This is a genomic window from Viscerimonas tarda (genome assembly GCF_054601255.1).
In genome coordinates this window covers 1-25,424 of the sequence record NZ_BAAHWV010000038.1, presented here as the reverse complement: position 1 = coordinate 25,424, position 25,424 = coordinate 1, and the positions used below count along the sequence as shown (strand labels likewise).

At 45.1% G+C, this 25,424-nt stretch carries 15 protein-coding genes; 2 read left to right on the top strand and 13 right to left on the bottom strand.

Annotated elements, in window-relative coordinates; all coding sequences use genetic code 11:
- From ACYPWY_RS13235 to ACYPWY_RS13175, 13 genes are all read right to left on the bottom strand, one after another.
- Window positions 1–3,001, bottom strand: a 3,001-nt coding sequence (locus ACYPWY_RS13235) for an N-6 DNA methylase (protein WP_459686010.1), incomplete at its 3' end; no start/stop codon positions are given.
- Window positions 2,988–3,431 (bottom strand): DUF1896 family protein, encoded by a 444-nt coding sequence (locus ACYPWY_RS13230; RefSeq protein WP_459686009.1) that lies wholly within the window; start codon window positions 3,429–3,431, stop codon window positions 2,988–2,990. The genes ACYPWY_RS13230 and ACYPWY_RS13235, both read right to left, overlap by 14 nt.
- Window positions 3,432–3,625: 194 nt before the next feature.
- Window positions 3,626–3,934 carry an RteC domain-containing protein gene (locus ACYPWY_RS13225; protein WP_459686011.1) on the bottom strand — a complete coding sequence of 103 codons (309 nt, stop codon included), beginning with the start codon at window positions 3,932–3,934 and terminating at the stop codon, window positions 3,626–3,628.
- Between the two features lie 309 nt (window positions 3,935–4,243).
- The gene (locus ACYPWY_RS13220; protein WP_459686008.1) at window positions 4,244–7,039 is read right to left on the bottom strand and encodes a hybrid sensor histidine kinase/response regulator transcription factor; all 2,796 of its coding nucleotides are present in this window, start codon (window positions 7,037–7,039) and stop codon (window positions 4,244–4,246) included.
- A 103-nt stretch (window positions 7,040–7,142) separates the two neighbouring features.
- Window positions 7,143–8,297, bottom strand: coding sequence for an MFS transporter (locus ACYPWY_RS13215; RefSeq protein ID WP_459686007.1), 1,155 nt, complete (start codon window positions 8,295–8,297; stop codon window positions 7,143–7,145).
- Window positions 8,298–8,310: 13 nt separating this feature from the next.
- Window positions 8,311–9,183, bottom strand: coding sequence for a carbohydrate kinase family protein (locus ACYPWY_RS13210; protein WP_459686006.1), 873 nt, complete (start codon window positions 9,181–9,183; stop codon window positions 8,311–8,313).
- Window position 9,184: 1 nt separating this feature from the next.
- Window positions 9,185–10,882: a GH32 C-terminal domain-containing protein gene (locus ACYPWY_RS13205; protein WP_459686005.1), complete on the bottom strand. Its 1,698-nt coding sequence runs from the start codon at window positions 10,880–10,882 to the stop codon at window positions 9,185–9,187.
- A 53-nt stretch (window positions 10,883–10,935) separates the two neighbouring features.
- The gene (locus ACYPWY_RS13200; RefSeq protein ID WP_459686004.1) at window positions 10,936–11,229 is read right to left on the bottom strand and encodes a hypothetical protein; all 294 of its coding nucleotides are present in this window, start codon (window positions 11,227–11,229) and stop codon (window positions 10,936–10,938) included.
- Window positions 11,230–11,234: 5 nt separating this feature from the next.
- On the bottom strand, window positions 11,235–12,953 hold the full coding sequence (locus tag ACYPWY_RS13195; RefSeq protein WP_459686003.1) for a DUF4960 domain-containing protein: 1,719 nt from the start codon (window positions 12,951–12,953) through the stop codon (window positions 11,235–11,237).
- Between the two features lie 24 nt (window positions 12,954–12,977).
- On the bottom strand, window positions 12,978–14,777 hold the full coding sequence (locus tag ACYPWY_RS13190) for a RagB/SusD family nutrient uptake outer membrane protein (protein WP_459686002.1): 1,800 nt from the start codon (window positions 14,775–14,777) through the stop codon (window positions 12,978–12,980).
- 12 nt (window positions 14,778–14,789) lie between these two features.
- Entirely contained in the window at window positions 14,790–17,828 is a 3,039-nt protein-coding gene (locus ACYPWY_RS13185) for a SusC/RagA family TonB-linked outer membrane protein (RefSeq protein WP_459686001.1), read from the bottom strand.
- Window positions 17,829–17,879: 51 nt separating this feature from the next.
- Entirely contained in the window at window positions 17,880–19,016 is a 1,137-nt protein-coding gene (locus ACYPWY_RS13180) for a DUF4960 domain-containing protein (RefSeq protein WP_459686000.1), read from the bottom strand.
- Between the two features lie 70 nt (window positions 19,017–19,086).
- Window positions 19,087–22,377: a DUF4960 domain-containing protein gene (locus ACYPWY_RS13175; protein ID WP_459685999.1), complete on the bottom strand. Its 3,291-nt coding sequence runs from the start codon at window positions 22,375–22,377 to the stop codon at window positions 19,087–19,089.
- A gap of 372 nt (window positions 22,378–22,749) precedes the next feature.
- Between ACYPWY_RS13175 and ACYPWY_RS13170 the strand changes: the two genes are divergently transcribed.
- Complete coding sequence (locus ACYPWY_RS13170) at window positions 22,750–24,159, top strand: DUF3945 domain-containing protein (RefSeq protein ID WP_459685998.1); 1,410 nt, start codon at window positions 22,750–22,752, stop codon at window positions 24,157–24,159.
- Window positions 24,160–24,184: 25 nt separating this feature from the next.
- On the top strand, window positions 24,185–25,424 hold a 1,240-nt coding region (locus ACYPWY_RS13165; RefSeq protein WP_459685997.1), incomplete at its 3' end, for a DNA topoisomerase.

The window sequence follows — 25,424 nt, the reverse complement described above, 5'->3', positions numbered from 1 at the left end:
CGTGGTCGCATATCCCTCCGCCGTTCATCTTCAGCATCCATATCGCATCTTTCTGGCTTTGGTACAAACCGGGAATGCCCAACGCTTTCAAGTCAAGGTTGGGGAAAGTCTGGTGCGAGCCGTCATAAGTCGGGCGCACAAAACAGTTGAATTTGCGGTTGTAAAGGTCGCTTAAACGCTCTTTAAATTCGGGCGACTGCACTTTCAGCCACTCGGAAAAGCCATCGCGTATTTCGTCGATTTTGCTGTTGGCTTCCTGTATCTTTTCGCCATCACGGACTTTAATGGTTTTCCGTTCGCCGTTTTCATCCGTAACTTCCATGCTTTTGGAAATGTTGGGCGAAGTATTGTGCAGGGCGTGTGTCATCAACGCCATCCCGTCGTATTTGCGGAACTCGCCGCGAACGCAGTATTTGTCGTGAATATTGGCGTTGCTGTATGCGGCTTTTACGGAAAAATCATCGCGGGTCGCCGAATACTGCACATTGGTTTCCACATCAAAAAGGTAAGAGGCGTATTTGGAATAAATGTTTTGAGGTATCCAGCGTTCGCCGAAGTTAAAATCCAGTTCGTCAAAGGTAATCGGGCGCGGCGCGGCATCTCGTAAAGCCTTCAACGATTCGGAAACAGCGTAATTATTTTCGTTTTCGGGATTATCCGTTAAAAAGCGTTCCAACGCTTCGTCTTTTTCCATGACATTGCCCGCAATGAAGCGGTCGGAAATTTCGTAATCGCGGATGAGTGGGTTGTAATAAATGCGTCCGTGCAGGTCTTCGAGCATTTCCTCGCGGCTTTTATCGGGCATCAGCGAAAGCATATATTCCGTATTGACTTCGCCGAACTTGTTTAATGAGGCTGATAATGCCTCCATCGAGTTGGCGACTTCGGTTATCTCGTTGGGATTGAATGAAACAGGCTGCGTGAATATATCGGCTTTGACAAAACGGCCCATAAATGCACCTTCGGGCGGCACTCGTTCCAATGAGAGCATTTCCTGACCGCCCGTGTCCATTTTGATTAAGTCAAGGTTTTTGCGGTCGTTCAAAAAACCGTAACGCTTTACAAAGCTGTCGTAATGCTCGTTGAGCGATTCGCGCAAACCTGCGTTTTCCGTTCTTTCGGTCGCCTCGTAATGGTATAAAAGGTGGTAGGTGTCGCGGAATTTTATGTACTGTTCGGCTTTCTGTTTTTGCAGGGGGTTTAACTCTAACGGCATAAAAACGGCATCTTCGCGGTAGCGTTCTTTCAGAAAGCCGGTTTGTCCGCTATCCACTGCCAGCGAGCCTTGCTTGTGGAAATCCTGCAATGCAGCGGAATAGGGGCGCGGCTCAATGGGTAAGGCAAATGGTGGTGCAGGATTGGAATTTGAGGGACTAATGGGACTTTGGGGACGATTGGCGGGTTGCGTTGTGCTTGGCGCAGGTTGTGCAAACAAATTGAGTTGTACCGGTTTTCCCTGTGCGGATTGAGGTTTCTTTTTGCCTTTCTTTTTGGTGTTCAGTTGCTTGCGCTCTTCTTCCGAAAAGCCGAAAAGGTCATAAAGCGACATGGCAGGCTCGGTATTAATGCTGTTCGCTTGCGTTTTTACAGGTCGCTCTGTTTCTTTCCGACTGTTTTCCTGACTTTTTATATCTGCAAAATCTTCGACAGAAAAGAGGTCGTCAAAACCGGGCGAATTTTCTTCCCAGTCAAGTTCGCGTGTGCTTTTCCTGTGATAATCATATTGTTCTTCCTGCGGATTTTCAAACTTTGACTGCCGTTCTGCTTCTTCTATCATTTTGCCCATTTCTTCCCAATCTTGCTTTGTAGGTTGATAATTGGGTATTTGGTGTTTGGTTTGAATGGTGTTATCCCAATACAATTCCTTATTCAATCGTTTATCAAAATCAGCGGATAACATTTTATGTAAATCGGCAGCCATTCCCTGAACTCCGCCCTCGTGAATGAAAACCGTTGCGGGCTTGCCATAAGGGTCGGTATCCATATATCCTTTCGTATGTACCACCCTGTTGAAATTTTGAAACAGGTTGTTTACATTTTCGCCGTTGGCAAGTTTGCGACTTTTTATAAATGCCAGTTCTTCGGGGGTTAATGCTTCTTTATTGCTGTTTTTCTGTAAAATGATTAAGTCGCTGCCGACTTCCGTTCCTGCATGGTCGGTAAACAGATTGTTGGGCAAACGTATAGCCGAAATAAGACTTGCATTTTCCATTAACCGGTGGCGGATTGGCTCGTTGGCGGGACTGTCCATTACGCCCTGCGAAGTGATGAACGCCATAATGCCGCCTTCACGCAATGTATCTATGCCTTTCAAAAAGAAATAGTTGTGAATTGTCCGGCTTGCCTGTCGCCGCGCGGGGTCTTTACTGTTGGAAAACGCCGTATCGAAAACCGAAACATCGCCAAAGGGAATGTTTGACGAAACAATGTCGAATTGATTGTCCGTGCGGTTTTCTATTTCTTCAAAGCCGCGAATATGCACCTTGTCTTCGGGGCGCAGGTGTGAAAGGATTTTGCCTGTCAATAAATCCTTTTCAAAACAGACGGTTTCCATTGTCGGAAAAGAAGTTTTGAAATTTTCGGCAAATGCGCCGTTTCCAGCTGAAGGGTCGAGGAAACGCGCGGGAGTTACGCCGTTTTCGTTCAGGGTGTCGGAAATGGTTTTGATAATTTCGGGCGGGGTATAAAACGCTGTCAGTACAGAATTTTTCAGGCTGCCATAGTAACGTTTATACTCCTGTTCGTCTTTGCTGTTTTCGCGGATTACGCGGTGCAAGTCCGCAACCATCGGGAACATATCCATTTCCGATTTTGTCCAATACGCTTTATCCAATTCGTTTTGCGCGGGATTGAGAACGCATTTTATCCCGCCAAAGCCGCTGTATTGCTGCAATAGGACACGTTCTGCATCGGTGGCGTTGCGCTTTTCACTGTCAAGCGTAAAGGCAATTTTAATCGCCTCAATATTGGTCTGCAAATGTGCTTTCTTATTGTAACTCATTGCTTTCAAGGTATAGGGCGATTGCGCCGGTTAATTCGGTATAAAGCAGGTCGTATTCAGGCGAATATGCAAAATCGTCTGTGAGAGTATATAGGGCGAAAACTTCTTCACATTCGGGCAACAGGCGAATGGCTAAATCTCCGGCTTCGTCTTCGGGAATTTTACTTGAAAACTCGTCCCAAAGGATATTTTTCAGCGTGTCGTGCTTGGAAAAATGCAGTTTGCCAAACAGCGTTTCATTTGCCCAATGTTCGGTTTCAAGGGGATTGCCGCCGTTTTTTACTATATCTTCGTAAATATCCAGTGCGGCTTGGGTGCGGGCGTTGATAAATTTTTCGTCCGCAACTAATTCGGGGTGGCTTTCCTGCAAAAAAGCCACAAGCGAGAGGCGGAAATAGGACATATCCGCCGGATAATCTTTTCTGTTCATACATTGAAAAATTTAGAATGAACACAAAGTTTGTAATAAAAGGAATGGGATTTGCTGATTGTCAGGCAAGTGGCAGGGGTTTGCAGTGAGTCTGGCAGGGGTTTGCACCGTGCTTGGGGAAAACGCAAAAACGCCCTGTCCGAAATTTACGGTAAATTCCGGACAAAGCGTTGTTCTATTTGCAAGGGTTGTTCTTACGACCTTGCGCCGCTATCCATGCGGATAAATTTTTCGGATAGCGTTTTTTGCAATTTATTCAGGAAAAAGGCGCGGTCTTCGGCGGCGCGGTTGCGGACGTCCCAAAACAGGCGGTAGTAGTTTTCGATTTCACAGTCGAAAGTTTTACCGATTATTTTAAACACGGTTTTCAGCGGCGTTTTGCCGAAACAACCCGCCTCGTGCAGTGCATACACGAGTTCGACCAGTTCCATACGGCTGCCTGCCCATTGGATTTTTTCAAGTTGAACCGTAGATAAAGGATTGCTGTTGTTTTGTAACGATATTTGCCGCTCAATTGAAATCGTCTGTATATCAAGTAAATGAGCGGCTTTTTCCGCATAAAATAATGCGGTCTGACTATTTTTTCAAGCCGTCCCAACCTTGCAGACCGGCAAGTTCGGCACGGGCGTAACACAGGGAATTATGGTACGTTGCGCGATTGTTCGACCTTGCATTTGCCTCAAAAACGGTGTCGGCGATTCATACGCTTGTTCCCATTCTGTTGTGGAAATGTTTTTTGAAGTTGTTTCTCTGAAAAAAGAAAACAATCCTGATTGAATTAATTGTTTCATAAATATCTAATAATCAAAAATTTAACTTTTTCGTTTCTGATAATCTGTCGGGCTTTCCTTATAAAAATCCTTGAAGCACTTGGTAAAGTACGCAGGCGAGGTAAATCCCGTTTCGTAGGCGATTTCCGAAATGTTTAACCCGGATGTCTGCAACAGGAGTTGCGCTTTTTGCAGGCGGATAATTTTCAACAGTTCGTTAGGCGTGTAGCCGGTCAGCGATTTTACTTTTCGGTAGAGTTGCGTGTACGAAAGACCTGCCTCACGGCTTAAATCTTCAATGTTGAGGTCGTTCTGAATCCGGGCTTCAACAAGTTCCCTGAATTTGTCCATGAACGTTTTATCCAAATCTTCAGGAATACTCCTGTCGCCGGACAGCATATTTTGCCGGAACTTTTCTTTCAAACGTTGGCGGCTTGCTATCAGGTTGCGGATGCGGACTTCCAATACATCGGAATTAAAGGGTTTGGATATGTAGGCATCGGCGCCGCTTTCGTAACCGCTGATGCGGTACTCGTCAAGCGAATACGCTGTAAGTAGAATGACTGGAATGTGGCTCGTGGACAGTTCCCTTTTCAGGCGGCGGCAGAGTTCCACGCCATCGGGCGGTGGCATCATGATGTCGCTCACGATAATGTCGGGGATATAGCGCATGGCTTGTCTGAAACCATCCGTGCCGTCTTCGGCTTCCAGAATGGTATAACTGTTTTGCAAAACCGTTTTAATGTAGGCGCGTATATCGGGATTGTCATCAATAACAAGCACCGTTTCGCGGTCGCCGGTATTTTCGTTTTCATCAGTTGATTCCGAGTCATAATCTTCAAAATCCGCCGTTTCTCCGTTTTGAAAATTGGTATGCAGGGGCGCGATTAATTGCGCCTCTACTTCGCTGTACGGAGTTTCTGTCCTGTTTTGTGAGAAAGGAATGACGACAGTAAAGGTGGTAATGCCGGTGGTTTCGTTGCTGTCGGCGACGATTTCGCCCTCGTGCAGTTCCACAAGCGCCTTTGCTAATGCCAATCCTATGCCGGAGCCTTCCATATACGAATTGACCTGATAGAAACGGTCGAAAATGTTCCGTATATCATTTTCCGCTATGCCTTTGCCTGAATTGGATACGCGGACAACGGCGGCGGGACGGCTCGTTTTTTCCAGCACAACGGAAATAAAACCATGTTCGGGCGTAAACTTGAAGGCGTTGGAAAGCAGGTTAAAATAAATGCGTTCCATTTTTTCCGAATCGTAGCAAAAGCGGAATGCTTCGTCGGGCTGCGAGCCGTCCGGCGTTTCCACGCGGAAGTCGAAGCGCAGGCGTTTTTTTACCGCCAATTCGCAAAACATTTCGTTCCATTCCGTGAGTTGGCTGCAAAGGTTGTTTTCGTTCAGGTTGAGTGTCAGTTTTCCGTTTTCGTACTTGCGGAAGTCGATAATCTGGTCGATAAGCCGGAGCAGGATACCTACATTTTTCTGTACTAATGCCAAAAGCCGCCGCTGTTCTTTGGGCAGGGATTTGTCCGCCAGCAGCGAGCCGACGGGACCGGAAATCAGCGTGAGGGGAGTTCTAAACTCGTGCGAAATGTTGGTAAAAAACACTAATTTGGCTTGGGTTGCTTTTTCCAGTTCCTGCGAAAGGGTTATCAGGCGGTCGCGCTGTTGTTCAAGTTCTTCGCGGTTACTCTCAATGAGTCTGTTGTTGCGTTCAAGTTCGGCGTTCAGACGGAGTTTGGAGTTGTAGGCTTGGAAAAGCAGTACGGAAAGGATAATGAAAATCAGGCAGATAAAAGCGAATACGAGCAGCATATATTGCTGTGTGGCATGTCGCGTGATGTGGTTGGCGATTTGGCGGTCGAGGGTGCTGATTTTGTTTTCATGTTCAATGATGGCGTCGGTTTGCAGTTTCAGTACGCGGGCGTTCGTTTCGTCCACAATATTGGTGTACAGCGTATTTTGTTTCGTATAGGGCTTACTCTGCAAAATATCAAGGGCGAGTTGAATGATTTTATCGCCGCTCGTCGGGTAGATAAACGAGGCTTTGAGTTTACCGTCGATAACCTGTTCAATGCCGTTACCCGCACCGGGTAAAGCGTCAATACCTACAAAAAAAATGTTGTCGGTGCGGTTAAGACGTTTAGCAGCGTTGTACGCCCCCATTGCCATACGGTCGTTGTGCGCAAAAACGAGGTCGATAGTGTCGGGCATTTCCGCAAGGATTTTGCTCGTTTCCCGCTCGGCAATGTTTTTGAGCCACGCGCCGTCAGCCGAATCCAAAATATGTATGTCGGAATAACGGTTGATAACATTTACAAAGCCTTGGTGTCGCTCGGCATCGGGCGACGAGCCTTTCAGACCGCGTATTTCAACGATATTTCCCCGTCCGTTCAGCAGTTTGGCAACGTAATTACCCACTTCACGCCCTATCTGCACATTATCCGCACCGATAAAGGCAGTGTATTTGTCCGAAGTGATTTTCCTGTCCACCAGCACAACAGGAATGCCCGCACTGTACGCCTTTTCCACAATGGGCGTAACCGGCTCCGCCTGATTGGGCGAAATGATAATCAAATCCACTCTGCGGTCGATAAAACTTTGAATGTCGGCAATCTGCTTTTCCGTATCGTCGCTTACTGTTTTAATGTCGAGTTTTACACCTTTGTGAAACAGCGCTTCGTTGCGCATTTCCATGTTCATTTTGCTGCGCCATTCGTCGTCGCTGCACTGTGATACGCCGATGATGTATTGTGTTTTTTCCCGTTGGCAGGCGGCAAAAAACAGAAAAAGAACTAAAGAAAAAATAACCGGCAGGTTGATATGATTTTTCATATTGATTATCTATTAAAAATAAAAATGTTCATTATCAATAACCTGCAAAAATACGAAATTTTCAGAAGATAATGATAATGAACAATTTCTTGTATATAGCGAACTACTTCTTCGCCTTTATCAATCCGTTGATAAAGAACAGATAAGCGACGAGTACAGCCATAACCGCTACTGCGCCCCACTGCGCGCCGGTAAGGTCGCTGAAAACACCCATCAGCAGCGGAAAAATGGCGCCGCCTGCAATGCCCATTATCATTAAAGCCGATATTTCGTTTTCAAATCCTCGTTCGGGCATGGACTGTATCGCGGTGGAGAATATCATTGGGAAAATATTGGAATTACCGAAGCCCACGAGTGCAATGGCAACATAAAGCGCAGTTGTGCCGGAGAAGAAGAACAGCCCGACTGCCGATAAAGCCATCATTGCTACGCTGATAATGAAAAACTTGCGAATGGGAAATTTTGCTAAAATAAACGTTCCCAAAAAACAGCCTGCCACGCGGAACAGGAAATAAAGGCTCGTAGCAAAACCTGCCTCTGCAAGTGTCATTCCACAGCGTTCCATCAGGATTTTCGGGGCAGTGGTGTTAATGCCCACGTCAATACCAACGTGCGCCATAATGCCAAAGAAAAACAATAGAATATATTTGTTTTTAAGCAATTTAAGGCAATCGAAAAACGACGATTTTGTTTCGTAGGGTTTCTCGTCGATTTTTGTTGCGCCGAGCCACAGGAACGACAGTAGTGTGGCAGCAGCATAGAGCGGGAACAACAGTTTCCAGTCGCCGAAGTGCAACGCCGCCAAGCCTGCAATTATCGGTGCGGCAAATGAGGCAATGGCTTTGACAAACTGCCCGAAAGTAAGGGTGCTTGCCATGCGGTCGCCCGGCACAACGTTTGCAATCAGCGGGTTGAGCGATACTTGCATCAGCGTATTGCCAATGCCCAGCAAGGCAAACGAAACAAGCATAAGCGGGAACGTATAGTTTACAATGGGAATGACCAATGCGGCAACCGTTACGATTAAACTCAAAAGTACCGTTTTGCGCCGTCCGATTTTATTCATCATCAAGCCGGCAGGTACGCTGAAAATGAAAAACCAGAAGAACACCATCGACGGGAAAAGGTTTGCCATCGTATCCGTCAGATTGAAATCCTCTTTTACATAATTAGAGGCAATACCGACCAAATCGACTGCACCCATGGCAAAAAATGCCAGCATAATGGGGATAATAGTCCCGATAAATTTTTTATTCATATTAATTGCAATTTTAGATTTTAGAAATGTTCTCATAAGCGGGCATTGCGCCCTGCTGTGTGCATAGCCACGCCGAAATTTCCACTGCTTTTGCGTGGGCTTCCGGTATGGATTTTCCGTCGAGCAAGCTCGCTACAAATGCGCCGGTAAATGAATCGCCTGCGCCAATGGTGTCGGTAACCTGCACTTTGGGCGTTGGCACATAAGACGTTTCGTTTGCCGTAAAAACGTAACTGCCTACGGCACCTTTGGTTTCGATTACCATTTGCAGTCCGTATTCTTTCAGAATCTTTTTGCAAACAGCGTCTTCTTCGCCTTCTATTCCGAACAGTTCCGCCACGATTTTCACCTCGTCGTCGTTTATTTTCAAGATATTGCAGTTTTTCAGCGATTCCACAATGATTTCTTTTGAATAAAAATGCTGCCGCAGGTTTATGTCAAAAATTTTCAAGGCATCGGCAGGAACGTATTCCAAAAACTTATGAATGGTAAGCCGCGACACAATGCTTCGCTGCGCCAGCGAGCCGAAACAAACGGCTACACAACGTTTCGCCAGTTCTTCCGTTTGAGCGGTAAAGGGGATATTGTCCCATGCTACGCCTTCGCAGATTTCGTATTGCGGAACACCCTTTTCGTCAAGCGTAACGGCTACCGTGCCGGTGGGGTAATCCACCGTTTCGAGCAGGGTTTTCATTTTCTTTCCGGTCAGGTTGTCGAGTATTTCCGTACCGAGCGTGTCTTTACCGATAGCAGAAACAGCGATTCCTTCGTAGCCGAATTGCGAGGCATGATAGGCGAAGTTGGCGGGTGCGCCGCCCAGTACCTTGCCTGTTGGCAGCATATCCCAAAGGATTTCGCCAAGTCCTATAATTATTTTGTTTGCCATATTATTTTATTTCAAAAATTTTCAAATCATTTATTTTGAACTGATTGTCTTTTGTAAAAAATTCAATTTGCTTGTATGGTTCATTGGGAAAAACGAGGTTGGTAATTGCCGCCTCGCCACCGTCAAGAAATGCCTCAACCGAAGATTTATCTACAAAAACACGCAAAGTATGCGCCGGTTTTGCCAAAACAGGAGCAACGGATTTTGTTGCAAAAGTGGCGTTGAAATTCACAATGCCGCTTTTTGCACGGTCAACCGAAAATTCGTTTTTCTGCAAATCAAAAGCAAATTCAACGCTTTCGTTTTTTGAGTTTTTTAGATTAAAACCAAATTGTTGAGCCGCTTGCGCTTCGATTTCGAGCAAAATCTCAAAAATGCCGTTTGTTGGAACATCAAAAATCCGATTCGTATTAAAATCGGGAACGTTGCCCGCCTTACCCTTACGCGCCTGAATTTCTTCCACAGGATAACTTTTGACTAAATATTTTCCGTTTTCCTGCACCAAAGTCAGTTCGCGCGGCAAAGCCATTGCACTGCGAAAATATTTTGTGGGAACATCATTGGCGTATTGCCAATTCGACATCCAAGGCAAAACAATTTTTCTGTCGGCAGGCGCATTTGCCCACGACACCGTTGCGTAGTGGTCTTTTCCGTAGTCGAGCCAATGCTGCTCGGTGGGCGAAAAATCACAGGTAAAGGTGTGTCCATCGAACGAGCCGACAAAATACTGCGTAGCGGAATGGCGCACGTTGGCTACACGGTCGTTGCTGATTAACAGCACCCATTTTTCGCCGAATTGCAGCAAATCGGGACATTCCCAAACACCATCGTGCGAGCCGTAGTTTGCACCGAACTCGCTTTCAAAAGTCCATTCTTTTGCGTTGGCTGACGAGTAAATCTCGGCATGGTTACCCACTGCCAAAACCATTATCCACTTGTTTGCAGGCGCGTACCAAAACACTTTCGGATCGCGGAAGTCGGGTGTGTTCGCTTTTTTCAACACAGGATTTCCCGCGTATTTTGTCCAAGTACGCCCTTTGTCGTTGCTGTATGCAAGGCTTTGCCATTGACCGCCACGCTCGGCTTGGGTATAAAAAGCCAATAACGTTTTTTCGCCACCTGTCTGAAAACCCGCGCTGTTGGTTTCATCAACTACCGCGCTACCCGAAAAAATCGTTCCCAAACTGTCGGGATAGAGCGCGACAGGCAAATGCTGCCAATGTGTCAAATCGGTGCTGACGGCGTGTCCCCAACTCATATTTTGCCAGCGTGTGCCATAAGGATTGTACTGATAAAACAAGTGATATTCGCCACCATAATACACCATGCCATTAGGGTCGTTCATCCAACCATAAGGCGGAGTGAAATGATAGGCAGGGCGGTATTTTTCGTCGAAATCGAAATCAAAATTATTCGACAGTTTAATTTCTTTCAGACAAACAGCAGATTCATTTAATCCCGGAATCTCTATCTTGATTGCTTTTCCCTGCCACTGCGAAAGGTCAAGAGGCACCCAATAATCAATCTTATTTTTTGCCAAACGAATGACGTAACTATTAACCAATTTGTCGTCAACAAACAGTTCTGTTTGCAGTTCATCGCCTGTGTCTTCAATCGGAAGCAGCAGGTATCTTTGAGATGTTTTAAACTGCAATGAAGTATTTCCATTTTCATTGGTTTGAATACTAATGTCCTGCATGGTATTGCAAGACATTAGGGAAATACTTATTATACAAAATAGGATTAAATTTCTCATTGTTCTTCGCCTAAAAATTTAATTTTATTCCTTTTTACAGTGGCTAAACCATAAACTCCCATGAGCAAGATAATAATCGGCAAGGCACTCCCGATGGGTGTTCCAACCGTTGGGTCTGTGGTTGGTCCGTCTCCGGCTCTACCACCTCCTTGCCCTGATGCTTGTGCTGTCGGAGAGCGTTGTAACCATGATTTTGTTCGTTCTGTCAAATTCATTCTTTCATTGGTTGCAAAGACCTGCCCCATTGACAACAAACAAAGAATGATTGTTAAAAATTGTTTTGTTTTCATCTTTGTTATTTTTTATAAAATGTTTTTGTTATTTCTGTTTCTTGCGAAGCATATACCTTTTTTACAATATATATTCCGGGAATGGTCGGTTGTTGCACTCTGATTCCCTGTAAGGTATAATATTCCGTTTTTATTACATGGTCGTTTAGCCGGATGTTTTCCAACGCTGTTGCTACGTCCATTCCTAAAGAAGTTCTCAACATTCCTATAATATTATGGGCAACCACAAACGCTTCAAAGGGTTTGATGACGGCACTACCCGTAGTAAGCAAAGCGAAATTATTTGTTGTCCGGTTGTAGATATAATATTTGTTGAGCGTAGTTAATGTCAAATTGTTTACGGAAGGGTTGGCAACCAAATAATAACCTTCTTCTGAAAGCGATAATGCAGCATCTAATCCGGTTTCATCAATGTTTTTCAACTCCTGACCTTCTGCTGAAATAAAAGTTACTTTTATTCCATTAAAAGCAGATGGAAATTGCAGAATATATCCTGCATTTGGATTTATTACATCACTATAAATGAAATTATCGCCATCACTATTATATGATTTTACCCAGAAATCGCCCCAACTCATACCTTCATCATAGATATACAATTCGGGATTTTCAGCAAAATCGCCCCAATAGCTTGCCATTGTAAATGGAAAACCAATTGGATACCATGTATTTATTTTAAATGTTTTTTCTAATTTGACAACACCAGTAACGGTTAATGTTGTTCCGACAGGAATCGTTAATTGTCCGGTAAATTGTTCCGCGGTTGCTTCGTCTTCATTCGATTGAAAGATTATATCCCCTGATACATACGCGGACGCAGATTTTGTTTTATCGGCAGGAATAACCAACGGAGATAAATAATCGAACACATTTTCTGTCAGTTGTTCTATTTGTGCTTGATAGGCGTTTGTTCCCGAATTTTGATTCCATTCATACGCTGCAAGTCCGATAGCAATACAGCGTCCTTTATAATCGCCGACTGATTTAAATTCCACAATTCCGGCACAACAGAAATCGGTTACATGTTGCCATGTTCCCAGTACGACAGCCGTATTTTCAACTTCAAAATCACGTACAATATTACCGTTGGTTGATGTATAACCATAACTGTTTAAATCCCACATACAATTATGGTCTTCTTTATGACCGGCACCGATGAGTGCAATGCCGGGGTGTGGTGGAGCAAGCTCATCAAAGGTAATCGTTGGCAGTTCTGCAAAAAGCGGATGTTCAAAATGATTATAAGCCAATCCAATATTGGCATTAACCCCCCAGATGTCAGCATTGTCGCCTCCATTGCCGTCTCCCTTAATTCCCGGCACTCTGTTTGCGGCAATTCTACCCAAATTGACTAAATATTGCGTGGCATGTGTCGAGAGAAACAAGTTACCACCGTTCTTGTAATAGTCTGTTAATGCCGTTACAACACTTGCATCTGTCAATGATGCAGGCAACACGAGAGTTCCTACCCTGTCTATCATAATCCAAATTACATTATATTGCGACAAGTCGGTGGTCGCAACATTAGTTACAGACAAAATATCGCCATTGGTAGGATATTGAGCCGCAAACCATAGTGCTGCGGCTTTTTCGTCATCGTCGGCATTCGTTGTAATGTCGGCTAAATCATTGTATGTTGTTACGAAAGCATATTTTGCCGCACTCATTGTGGAGGTACACAAGCAAAAAACGCCTAATAGAAATATAAATTCTAATTTTTTCATTTTGTAATTGTATTTAATAATTTATTATTCTTCGTCATACCCCGGATTTTGTGTATAAACGCCCTGCGCAAAGTCAATTTGATTTTGCGGAATGGGGAAATACTCGTCGCGCCCTGCCGTAAATTGCGAATTGGTGTAATACAGCCGCAAGGTTTTTTCTTTCGGGAAATACTCGTTGTTCAGCATCTCGGAGGCAATGCCCCAGCGCACCAAATCGAAGAAACGCTCGCCTTCCATTGCCAATTCGAGTTTCCGCTCAAAACGCAATGCCTGACGTGCATAGTCCCTGTCCCAAGTGCAATTTACGCCGTCTTCATACAGACCGATATTATAGTCGGCGGCATAGTCGGCATTGCTCGCATTGTTCCAGCGCAATACATATTTGCTGTTTTTAGCGCGTTCCCTGATTTTGTTGATAATGGGCAATGCTTCTGTTTGCCTGCCGAGTTCTATCAATGCTTCGGCTTTCCATAATAAAACATCGGCATAGCGGATATTGCGCCAGTTGAGCGGCGAGCCACCCCAAGGCCAGCCTTGCACCATATAGGGCGAGTTGGGCGAAATAATGTTTTTCTTGTTGGCAAACGAGCCGTAGGTGGCATTGTCGCGCACCCAGTTGCCTGCATAAGGCTCCTGCTCGTAATCTTTCCAGCGTACCGCCGGTCGTCCGAGCGTAAAGTCGAGGCGCGGGTCAACGGTGTAGGTTTTGTTGTAAACGCTATTGACTTGCAAAATATTTGTGCCTGTGTTGTAAGTGTCGAATTGAGGCAAGCCTGTTATTTTATCGGTTTTATACGAATTGGCAAGCGTTTGCGAGGGTTGGAAAAATCCATCGCCGCTGTAAGCCGGTCCGCGCGGCACGTTCAGCAGATTGTTCCAGTTAATACGTCCGTTGGTTGTTCCGTCATCAACGGAATATTCGGTTTCAAACACCGATTCCCTGCCGTGTTCGTATTCAATTTCATCCAGATTTTGAAAATCCATTAGCAAGTCGAAACCGCCCAAAGCCACGCTGTCGCAATAATCTACCACCTTTTTGAGCAAATCTGCATCCGGCGAGCCGGTAAGGGCGTGCGTTTCGTCGTTTTGTTTGTAGGCACGGTAAAGGTTTGTCTTTGCCACATAAGCAAAAGCGGCGTATTTTGTTACGCGACCTTTGTCTGCCTGCACAGGCGGAAGCAGCGCGGCGGCGGCTTCAAATTCGGCGCCGAGTTGTTCCAAAATTTCATCGCGCGAAAATTCGGTATTGGAAACTTTTGCATAATCATCCAACGGCAGATTTTCGTCAAAATAGGGAATGCGGTTGAACAGGCGGCTCATCTCGAAACGGAAGTGCGCCCGCAGGAAACGCATTTCGCCAATGCGCGAGTTTTTGGCAGGATATTCTTCTTCTGTCAATTCATTGAGCATACGCAGGGCGTTGTTGCAACGCTGAACGCTAATGCACAAATGCCACCACTTGCGGTCTAACAGCGGATTGTCGGGATATACGCCCGTAAACGTTTCAAAGGCGTGAAATTCCCAAATATCGCCCACACCGCCGCCACCTTTGTAGGCAGTTTCGGCGCGAACATCGCCGTAAATCCAGTTCGTTACCGGTGCGTAAAAGGCGAGTTCCACGTCTTCGGGGCAAGCCAAAGCCGAATAAGCGGCAATGCAAAGCCCGTCCACCCAGTCGTTGGACTGGTCGGCATCGGTAAATTGTCCCTGCGGATAGACTTCCAGAAAGTCGTCGGTGCAAGCCGAAAGGCAAAGCAGGGCAAAAAGCCCCCAAACCCTCATAGGGGTTTTCAGGTATCTGAAATATTTATTTATATTTTTCATATTATCCATTTTTTAGAGTGAAACATTCAAACCCAAAGTAAAAGTCCGTGGAATGGGGTATGGATACCCTAACGCTTCGGGGTCGGGACCGGTGTAGCGCGTGAGCGTAAACAAGTCCTGCGCCTGAAAATAGACACGCACATTGCTGATTTTTACCTTTTGCAACAAACTCGCCGGCAGGGTGTAGCCGAACTGGAAATTTTTCAGTTTCAGATACGAACCGTCTTCTATAAAATAATCCGAACTGCGCCCTTCGTCATTTGCATTGGTCGAAGTCAGCATCGGGATTGTGCCATTGGGATTGGTTTCAGGGTGGAAAGCATCGTAGAGGTGAGTGCTGTGATTTCCTGTCCAAAGTTGGAAAAATTCGGTGTAAAACTTCGAGTTGTTCCATGCTTTACGCACTAATCCGTTGAAATAGAACGTGCAGTCGAAATTTTTGTAAGCGAGCGCAATGTTCAGTCCGCCGATAAACGAAGGCTGGTCGCTGCCGAGCCAGTCGCGGTCATCGGAATTGATAACGCCATCATCATATAAATTTTGATAGCGGATACGCCCAATGCCTTTGCCCGGCTGGTCAACATAATTATCCACTTCGTCCTGTGTGCGGAAAAGCCCGTCTGTTTTGTAGCCGAGCCACGAGCCGAAAGGCTGCCCCACAATGGATTTGTCCGTTCCGTTGCCGCCCCAAAGCGTGTATTTCAAATCGTCGGGAACATCGGTAATAATGGTGCGGTTGTGCGAGCCGGTAAAGGTAAGTTCGTAACTGAAATCCTTGCCGACCTTGTCGCGCCAAGTGATAATGCTTTCAAAACCTTTGATACCGAGCGAAGCACCGTTGAACGACATATAACCGCCCTGCCCGATAGTGCCGATATAGGGGCGTGAAATAATCATATCGTCCGTATTTTTCCAGAAATAATCAAAATTAACGGAAAGGCGGTTTTTCAGCATCGAAAAATCAATACCGAGATTGGTTTGTGTAGTTATTTCCCAACGAATATCGGGATTTCCCGTCCACGTTTTGAGGATTCCATATTCCACATCGCCTTTGTTGATTCCGTAAATATCGTAGCCGCCGCTCACAAGGTCGGAAGCGTATTGCGAATAACGTGCGTAGGCATTGGAGCCGTCCGTGCCGTTTTTTCCCCACGAGGCGCGAAGTTTCAGGTCATCAAAGATATTTTGCTTTTGCATAAAATCTTCGCCTGTTATGCGCCAACCTGCTGTAATGCCGGGGAAAGTTGCCGAGCGTCCGAGAAAATGCGATGAAGCATCGTTGCGCACAGTAGCGGAGAACAAGTATTTGTCGGCATAAGCGTAATTGACTTTCCCAAAATAAGAACGCACGCGGTAGATATTTCCGCCACCGCCGTTGGTTTGTTCGCCTGTGCCTGCATCAAGGTAGCGGAAATTCAAATCTTCGCTCTGGAATGTTTCGCGCCGTCCCCACAGGTTTCTGCCTGTGGCTTCTTTGGCTTCCATTCCTGTCAAAAAGTTGGCTGCGTGTTTGCCAATGTTGAGCGCGTAAGCGGCAGTATTTGCCCAAGTCCATTCCAAATTTGTACCCGAACTAACGTACAGCGTATTTTTATTCACAATGCGGCTTGTACCTTCCTTCCATTTCGGCTCAAAGTTCGATTCAAAACCGGTGTAATAGTTCAGTCCAAAACTGCTGCGGATAACGAGATTTTTTACCGGCTCTAATTCGGCGTACATATTTCCGAAAATGCGCCACTGATTCAAATAATTATCTTTTTGCTGGTTGAGCAGTCGCACGGGATTGGGTTTGTCGCCAAGTCCGCTGGTAGGTCCTGCGTAACCGCCGTTAATATCATAAACAGGAATGAGCGGGTGCTGCGCAATAACGAGTTCTTCTATGCCGCCCGGTTTCAGCACTTCTTTCCATTTGCTGATATTGACGTTTTCGCCCACACGGAAACGGTTGTTCCAAAGGCGGTAATCGGAATTGAGGCGGACGTTGAAACGCTCGAAATTGGTATTTTTAATCAAGCCGTCCTGATTGAAATAGTTGAATGAAAACAGTGTAGAAGCGTTTTCGGAAGAATTGGCAACACTTAAATTGTAGTCCTGCAACACGGCGGGACGGTACACCTCTTTTGCCCAGTCGGTGTTGCCTGCGCGAATGGTTTGTTCGGCGTCGATAAATTCAGGGATAACAGGCACGTCGCCGCTGCCGTATTGGTCGTGTGCGGGTGCAACGCCATCATTTTGGTAGGCTTTCCAGTAAATTTCGCCCCACTGCTGCGCATCGAGCATAGTAATCGGGCTGTGGTAGGTCTGCACGGAAGTTTTTGCATCAAAATTGACGCGAGTTTTGCCTTTTGCCGCTTTTTTGGTGGTAACAATAATTACGCCGTTTGCCGCCTGCAATCCGTAAATTGCCGCTGCCGCCGCATCTTTTAGTACCTGAATAGACTCAACATCGTTCGGGTTAAGCAGCGTAGCCATATTGTCGCGCGTCTGTACGCCGTCAATCACATAGAGGGGTGTGGTGTTGGAGCCATCGCCCACAGAGGTAATGCCGCGCACGAGCGTTCCGGTACTTGTGCCGCCGGGCTGTCCGTCAGTGGAAATCTGTACGCCCGGCACGCGCCCCTGCAAGGCGGTCAGCACGTTGCCACCGGGGATGCTTTCCACGTCTTTCATTTTGATAACCGACACGGCGCCGGTAATGTCTTTTTTGCGTTCGGTGGTGTAGCCGGTAACAACAATTTCATCAAGCAGTTTTGTGTCCTCTGCCATCGAAACGTTAATCACACTTTGGTTGCCAACGCTGATTTCTTGCGTTACCATTCCAATCATCGAAAAAACAAGAACGGCATTATCCGAACTTACCGGCAGCGAATATGCGCCGTTAATATCTGTAATTGTACCTGTATTTGTGCCTTTTACGAGTACGCTTATGCCTGTAGCAGCGGTGTTGTCGGTTGCAAAAACAACTTTTCCGCTCACATTTCTGTTTTGCGCCAACGACATTGCAACTGCTGTAAAAAGCATAATACCTGTTAAGAAAATTTTATTTTTCATTGTATAAAAGATTTTATATGAGGGCGCGATTAATTGCGCCCTCATACGGTGTTATTTTACAATTTTTGCATTCAAAACCTGTCCGTTTCCGGTTTGCAAACTTACCACATAAACGCCGCTTGAAAGGTTAGAAACATTAATGCCTGCCGAAATTTGTGCAGCATTGTAATTTCCAGCCAATGCGCCATTTACATTGAAAATTCTTGCCGAAATAAGGTTTTCGCCCGAAATGAGAATTACATTGTCTGAAAGATTGATTTTCACATTGCTTGTATTAAGACTGAAAATTCCGCTTGTCGAGCCTTTCAATTCATCCAACGCATTTTTCGTCAGGCGTTCAACATTCGCCTGATACGGATTTGTACCGCTGTTTTGTTTCCACTCGTAAGCGGCAACGCCGATTGTAATGGCTTTTCCCTGAAATGCGCCCTGCGGCAACCAGCGTGCAATGGCGCAACCGAAATAATCTTCAACGTGCGCCCAAGTTCCCAACGCTTCCATTGCATAGGTGGTTTGGAAAGTGGTAAGTTTGCTGGGATTGTCGTTTGGAATGACATTAGTCGGGATTTCCATTGTCCAAAACACATTGTGGTCTTCTTTCCAACCTGCGCCGATAAGCGGATAAATCACATAAGTTTGTCCGTTGCTGCGTTCTTTGGGTTCGGAAGTCAAGCCTGCATAAATCGGGTCGGTTGATTTGTTGAAAGTTTGCGGTGCAACTTCCCAAGTACCGTAAGTGGGCGACACATACCAAATGTCGGGATTGTCTGCACCTGTTCCTGTTCCCAAAATGTCGGGCGATAGGTTAATACGTCCCGTTTGCGTCAAGTACAAATTTCCCAAAGTGGAAAGCAACAGATTTCCGCCCGCTTTGTACCAGTCGGTAACGGCGGAAAGCACGTCTGCTTCGAGCAGTTCATCGGGCAAACCTGCATAATAATCGTCGTCCACATAAACCCAGAGGACTTTGTACTCATTCAACTTGGCGGGCGTGATTGCCGACACAGGCAAATATTCGCCGCCGTAAGTTGTTACAAACCAGTTTGCTGCCGCTTTTTCATCTTCGTCGAAAATGTCGTTAATGCTTGTAGCAACATTCACAAACGCAACTTTGTTTTGTGCGTTTACATTGGCAACAAAAAATGCTGCGCCGAGGCATAATGCCATTGAGAGTAATACTCGTTTCATTGTACTGAAATTTAAAAAAATTATTAATTAATGCTATTTATAAAATGCTCTGTATGAGCAATTTTTTCTTTTAATTCGTTATTATTTTTCTTGAAACAATCTCGCCGTTGTCATTTATTCGTACAATAAATATCTGATTTTTTGGCAAATCAACCATCGTGGGGGCGTTACGCGCAACGCCATTACAAAAAACCATTTTTCCAAACAAATCATAAATATTTACCTTCGCATTTTCCGAAATGTTTTTGAAATGCAAAGCATTGTTGTAATAAAACACGTCTTTATCGCTTTCTCTTACGTTAAAAATGCCTGTGTCGGTTTCAGATTTTTCCCAATTCCACGCCTTGATAAATTGTACTTGCGTAGTGCCGCCTTCGGCAAAAACTTCCACATCGTTGGCGTTGTTATCTGTTGCAAAAATGCGCACGGAAGCCGCCCAAGTGTCGTTGACGAACAAATCCAAAATAGAATGGTCGAGGAAAGCATGGATTTTCAGCGTTTCGCCAGCCGAAAAAGTTTTGGGCAAAACCTGACTGTAAATGCCATCAAAAACGCTGCCGTCCTGTATGTGTCGTGGAACGCTCGTTGCATCAACGATTATTTTGTTGGTCGATTTTTCGTAGAATATTTTGATTGCTGCGCTACCGTTTTTCCGCAGATTGAAGCCGAACTTTTGAGCGGAATTTGACGAAACGGTAAAAATTCCTTCCACTTCAACCACTTTGCCCGAAACGGGATTTAATGATTGTGTGCCGCTTAAACTGATATTTGTTTGATTGAAAACGTTCGTCGTGCTGCGTGGGAAAGTCATATCGGTAGCGGGCTTTTGCACAAGGTTATTTTGCGCATCAAGCGACCATTCGCGCGGCAGATTATAAGTTCCAGCCCAACCGCGCTCATACATATAATTTCCCGAAGTCATATCAGGCACAATACCTATGGCAACGGTTTTTCCGTTGTGTTTGGTAATGGAAGGCGAAAGCAAGCCAAATCCGTGGTGCGAAAAACCGCCCAAATCCAATTCTTTTGGAAATTGCGAAGTGGGGCTGAATGTACCGTTGGTATTTATTGTACCCACCCAATACAGACATTCCACACCGCCTGCCATTCCAAGCGGCGTAACCACAAACAGCCATTTGTTCGCTTCCATTTCAACAATGTAGGGCATTTCCCAAAATGTGCCGTAACTTGTGTTTGGCGACTGGAAAAACATGGCGCCGTCATTTGTCCAAGTGTTGTTTGCAGCATTGTAGCGGTGCAAAGTAGCCGCGCCACGTCCACCTTTATTCGAGCCGACAAGCATATAGATATTGCCGTTTGCCTTGAAAACGCAGGGGTCGCGGAAATCATCGTCAAGCCCCGCAGGACGTTGCGGAACAACCTGTCCGTTTTTTGTCCAAGTGTGCAAATCATCATCAGCGGGTGTTGCCATTACCATACTTGCTTTTGCAAAATCAACACTTGTATAAAATATTGTTGGTTTGCCATTATTGTAACTGTCGTCTTTGAAAATGCAACCCGACCACACGCCCTTAATATCGTAATACTTATCATTGTAAAGTGCGGGCTGTGCTTCCGTCCAGTTTGCCAAATCGGTGCTTGTTATATGTCCCCAAACAATCTGCCCCCAATACGCGCCATTACCGTTTTTCTGAAAGAACAAATGCCATTTGCCGTTGTGAAAAATCAAACCGTGAGGTTCATTTGTCCAAGCTGCCGCAGGCATTCCACGGAAAAGCGGACGTTGGATTTCGTCTTCAAAACGTGAAGCGGGAATGGCTAAATTTGCAGTATTTTCAGGTGTTGGTGTAACGGTAGGCGCAGCAAGTTCGCCCGAATAAACCTTGATTTCGTCTATTAATCCGCAAACGGTATTCAGGTAAAAATTGCCGTTTTTAATATCATTGTAGGATTTACCTATACTAAAAGGTGCGCTACCGACAGAAATTGCCGACCCTGAAATACTTGTTTGCTTTATTTGAACGCCGTCGTGGTAAAGCGTAATTTTGTGATTTGCCACACTCACTATCGCCTGAATGTGCGCCCACTGATAAAGCGGAAATTTTGCATCTGCAATACAACTGTACAAATTTCCGCCAATATACACCTGAAATCCATACTCGCCGCGCGTATTTACTACAAACGCAAAACCCGAATTGGCGGAAGTTTTCATATTGCCAGCAATAACGGTAAAATCGGTATTGTTACCGTCCGTGTTCATCATCGGGTAGTTTTCCATTGCCGCCCACAGTTCCATTGAAACGGCTTGATTGTTCAAATTATTGACATTGATTTGCGCATTAACGAAAGTGGAATTGCCGTCGAAACGCAAAGCCTGTCCCACTGCACCTGCGATATTTTCGCGCACGGGGCGCACTTGTTCCACAGTAAAGGATTTATTGGCAACAATTTCGGATATTTTTGTGTTGGCGTTAATTTCCATTGGAAAATGGGCGACAAGTACCAATCCCTCCTGCGGCTCACTCTGTCCGCAAGTTGAACAAGTCAATTCGTCCAAAGCGTTTTTTGTAAGAAGTTGAATATTGGACTGATAAGGGTTTGTACCGCTATTTTGATTCCATTCATAAGCGGCAAGTCCAATAGCAATACATCTTCCGTATGATACCGTTTTATGAAAATCGACAATTCCTGCACAACAATAATCTGTAACGTGTTGCCAAGTGCCAAGCACGGTAGCATTGTTTTCCGTTTCAAAATTGACAACAATATTCGGATTGCCAGTATAATCAAATGCGTTCAAATCCCACATCGAATTATGGTCTTCCTTGTATCCCGAAGCAATAAGGTTATACACTTTTTTCGACGTTCCTTCTGTAAAGTTGGGTGTCATCCCTGCATAAAGAAAATCGCCTGAATGGTCGTAACTGCTGCCGATAACGCTGTTCACGCCCCAATCATCAGTATTAGTGCTACCTGTGCCTTCGCCTGAAATGCCGGGGAAACGTGTTGTCCGTCCCAGATTTACTAAATAGCGCGTGGCGTGGTTGGTAAGCAACAAGTTTCCACCAGCCTGATAATAGGTTTTAATTTTATTCAAAACGCCGGTTGCTGTTAATTCGTTTGGCAATCCGTTGCCTGTCCCCACACGGTCAATAGCAATCCAGAGAACTTTGTATTGGCTTAAATCTCTCGCTGCTACATCGGCGGTTGAAAGAAAATCGCCTCCATAAGTATTTACAAACCAATTGGCTGCCTCATATTCATCATCATCTCCATTAATCTGTAAATCAGATAACGAGGTGTAAGTACTCAAGATTGCCGCCTTATTTTGGGCATTCACATTTATAACAAGAATGCTGATTGTAAGGCATAAAGCCATTGAAAGTAATGTTTTTTTCATTGTATCACAATTTTAAAAAATTAGAATTATACTAAGGTGCGCCACACACTAAAAAAATTCCATGAGAGAAACAAATTTTTCTCCCATAAAAATCTCTCGGGTTGCATCTATTTGATATGTATGTTTCATTTGCATGAATTATATTATTACATTTTACGCTGCAAAATTAGGGACAGTTTTGGGGTCAGACTATAACAAATCTTGCAAATGCTATCAAAAATCTTGCATGGACAAAAAGATAGCAGGCGGTGCAAACCCCTGCCACACATGCGCAAACCCCTGCCACTTTTCTAAAACTCCTTTTTCCGCAATCTTAGTTCATTTACTTTTGCGCCGCGTCGCTATTGGCGTAACTTATAAAATTAAAGTAATATGAACGAAAAATTGAAAGACCAGGATGTCCTGTTGGTCAAGGAAAAAGGCAGTAATGAATTACACGCTGTGAATCTGGACAAAAACGGAAAAGTCAAATCTTCCAAACTTGACGGGAGCGAAAATCCCGATTTTTTGAAGATTGACAAAAACGGCAACGCGCTTGAAAACTTTTTTGAGAACTTCAAGCGGCAAATCAAAGACCCTACCCGCTTTGACTTTTACCGCGCTCCATTAGAAAAATTGGAGGAAGTTGTGAAACGCCTGTATGAAGCATTTAAAAGTCCCGGCAAGCCCGAAAACAAAGACTTTTTGGATGCGCACCGCATTGAGCCGGAAAATTTTCAGAAAAAACAGGCAAAGGAACAGGGACAAACGGAAGGGCAAACGAAAAGTTATGCTATTAATCCCGACCTTGTCGATTGGCAAAAGTTTGAAAAATTCGGCATCACTCGCGAAAGCCTCGAAAAAACAGGCAATCTGGATAAACTGCTTGATTACCAGAAAACAAACCTGATGCCTGTTGCAATGAAATTCGACAGCGAAACGCTACGCTCAGACGCGCGTTTCTCACTTCGCAAACAGGGAGACGGCACGTTTGCGCCTGCCGTTCATCTTATCCGCAGCAAGCCCGATTTGGAACGTCCCTATTTCGGTGTTGAATTTACCAAAGAAGACAAGGAAAATTTATTGAAAACAGGCAATCTCGGACGTGTCGTCGAAGCCGAATTTAAGCAAGGTGAAAAAACGCCGGTACTCATTTCGCTGGACAAGCAAACCAATGAATTGGTGGCGTTCCGCAAGGAATGGCTGAAAGTCCCCGAAACTTACAAAGGCGTTCCGTTAAGCGAAGAAATACGAGAAAAATTGGGCAACGGCGAAAAAGTAAAGATAGAAAATATGACCACAAATGACGGCTCAAAACAATTTTCCGCCAATGTTCAGTTCAATGCCGACAAACGGTATTTTGAACTTGTTTTCGACAATGACCGGAAACAAAGTCAAAACCTCAAACAGGGTGAAGCCCCGAAAACTTTCCGCAAAAAGCAACTGACCGAAGACCAGATGAGCAGTGTCCGTGAAGGGAAAACCGTCCATACAGGCGAATTGACAGACCGCAACGGGAAAAAGTATAGCGGCTACATAACCCTGAATAAGGAAACCGGAAAATATGATTTCATGTTTCCGAAAGATTACAGGGATGCCCTTGCCGCCGGAAAAGTCATTCCCGATGACCGCCACAAGGTGCAGGTTGCCAAAAACAATAATGGCAACACCACCGAAGCTACCAAAAATATCAAAGAGCCTTTGAACAGCGGTCAAACGCAACCCACCGAAAAGCAGGCGGAAAAACAAGCCGCCAAGCAGGAACAGGAAAAGCCGAAGAAATCCAAAGGTGTAAAAATGTAATATTCACCACTAAAATCCAAGTAAAATGAAGATAGCAATCATAGCAGAGAAACCGAGCGTAGCCCGCGAAATAGCGGCTATCGTCGGCGCAAGCCACAAGGAAGATGGTTTTATGACAGGCAACGGTTACATGGTAACGTATGCTTTTGGGCATTTGATACAACTCGCCATGCCCGAAGACTACGGCTTTTCGGGATTTGTCAAAGAGAATTTACCGATTATTCCCGAAACATTTATCCTGAAACCCCGCCAAGTGCGGGAAGGCAAGGAATACAAGCCCGATGCGGGCGCACTCAAACAGTTAAAGGTCATAAAACATGTTTTCGACAGTTGCGATAAAATTGTTGTCGCCACCGATGCGGGTCGCGAAGGATGTTTAATTTTTAGATACATCTACCATCATTTGAATTGCAAAAAGCCCTTTGACAGGCTTTGGATTAGCAGTTTAACGGATAAAGCCATAAAAGACGGCTTGCAAAACCTGAAGCAGGGCAGCGATTACGACAACCTGTATTATGCAGCCAAAGCGCGTTCAGAAGCCGACTGGCTTGTCGGAATTAATGCAAGTCAGGCGTTAAGCATAGCCGCAGGGCGCGGTGTGTATTCGTTGGGACGAGTGCAAACGCCCACGCTGGCAATGATTTGTCGGCGGTTTTTGGAAAACAAAAATTTTATACCTGTTCCTTTTTGGCAAATGCGGGTTCAGACCGAAAAAACAGGTATTTCTTTTTCCTTAATGAGCCGCGAAAAATACGACAACAAGAACACGGCAAACGAGATTTTCAAAAAATTGCAGGAACAAAAAACGCTGTGCATTCAATCCGTTGAAAAGAAAGAAATCAATCAAGAGCCGCCTTTATTGTACGATTTAACCGCTTTACAAAAAGAAGCCAACAGCAAGCACGGTTTTTCGGCGGACAAGACGCTTTCCATTGCGCAAAAACTCTACGAGGCAAAACTGATTACCTACCCACGCACAGGCAGCCGTTATATTTCCGCCGATGTATTCGACGAAATCCCCGAACTCATTAACAGTATGAAAACGCACCCGCGTTTTGGCGGTTATGCCACCAAAATGGACACCCAAATCCTGAATATCCGCTGTGTCGATGACAAGAAAGTAACCGACCACCACGCACTTTTGATTACCGAAAATCAACCCAAAGACCTTTCCGGCGAAGAACAAACCATTTATGAAATGGTTGCGGGCAGAATGTTGGAGGCATTTTCAAAGAAATGTGTCAAGGATGCAACTACTATTATAT

Coding starts and splice junctions, on each gene's coding strand:
- ACYPWY_RS13230 (WP_459686009.1), bottom strand. CDS start 3,431: ATGAACAGAAAAGATTATCCGGCGGATATGTCCTATTTCCGCCTCTCG.
- ACYPWY_RS13220 (WP_459686008.1), bottom strand. CDS start 7,039: ATGAAAAATCATATCAACCTGCCGGTTATTTTTTCTTTAGTTCTTTTT.
- ACYPWY_RS13215 (WP_459686007.1), bottom strand. CDS start 8,297: ATGAATAAAAAATTTATCGGGACTATTATCCCCATTATGCTGGCATTT.
- ACYPWY_RS13210 (WP_459686006.1), bottom strand. CDS start 9,183: ATGGCAAACAAAATAATTATAGGACTTGGCGAAATCCTTTGGGATATG.
- ACYPWY_RS13205 (WP_459686005.1), bottom strand. CDS start 10,882: ATGCAGGACATTAGTATTCAAACCAATGAAAATGGAAATACTTCATTG.
- ACYPWY_RS13200 (WP_459686004.1), bottom strand. CDS start 11,229: ATGAAAACAAAACAATTTTTAACAATCATTCTTTGTTTGTTGTCAATG.
- ACYPWY_RS13195 (WP_459686003.1), bottom strand. CDS start 12,953: ATGAAAAAATTAGAATTTATATTTCTATTAGGCGTTTTTTGCTTGTGT.
- ACYPWY_RS13190 (WP_459686002.1), bottom strand. CDS start 14,777: ATGAAAAATATAAATAAATATTTCAGATACCTGAAAACCCCTATGAGG.
- ACYPWY_RS13185 (WP_459686001.1), bottom strand. CDS start 17,828: ATGAAAAATAAAATTTTCTTAACAGGTATTATGCTTTTTACAGCAGTT.
- ACYPWY_RS13180 (WP_459686000.1), bottom strand. CDS start 19,016: ATGAAACGAGTATTACTCTCAATGGCATTATGCCTCGGCGCAGCATTT.
- ACYPWY_RS13175 (WP_459685999.1), bottom strand. CDS start 22,377: ATGAAAAAAACATTACTTTCAATGGCTTTATGCCTTACAATCAGCATT.
- ACYPWY_RS13170 (WP_459685998.1), top strand. CDS start 22,750: ATGAACGAAAAATTGAAAGACCAGGATGTCCTGTTGGTCAAGGAAAAA.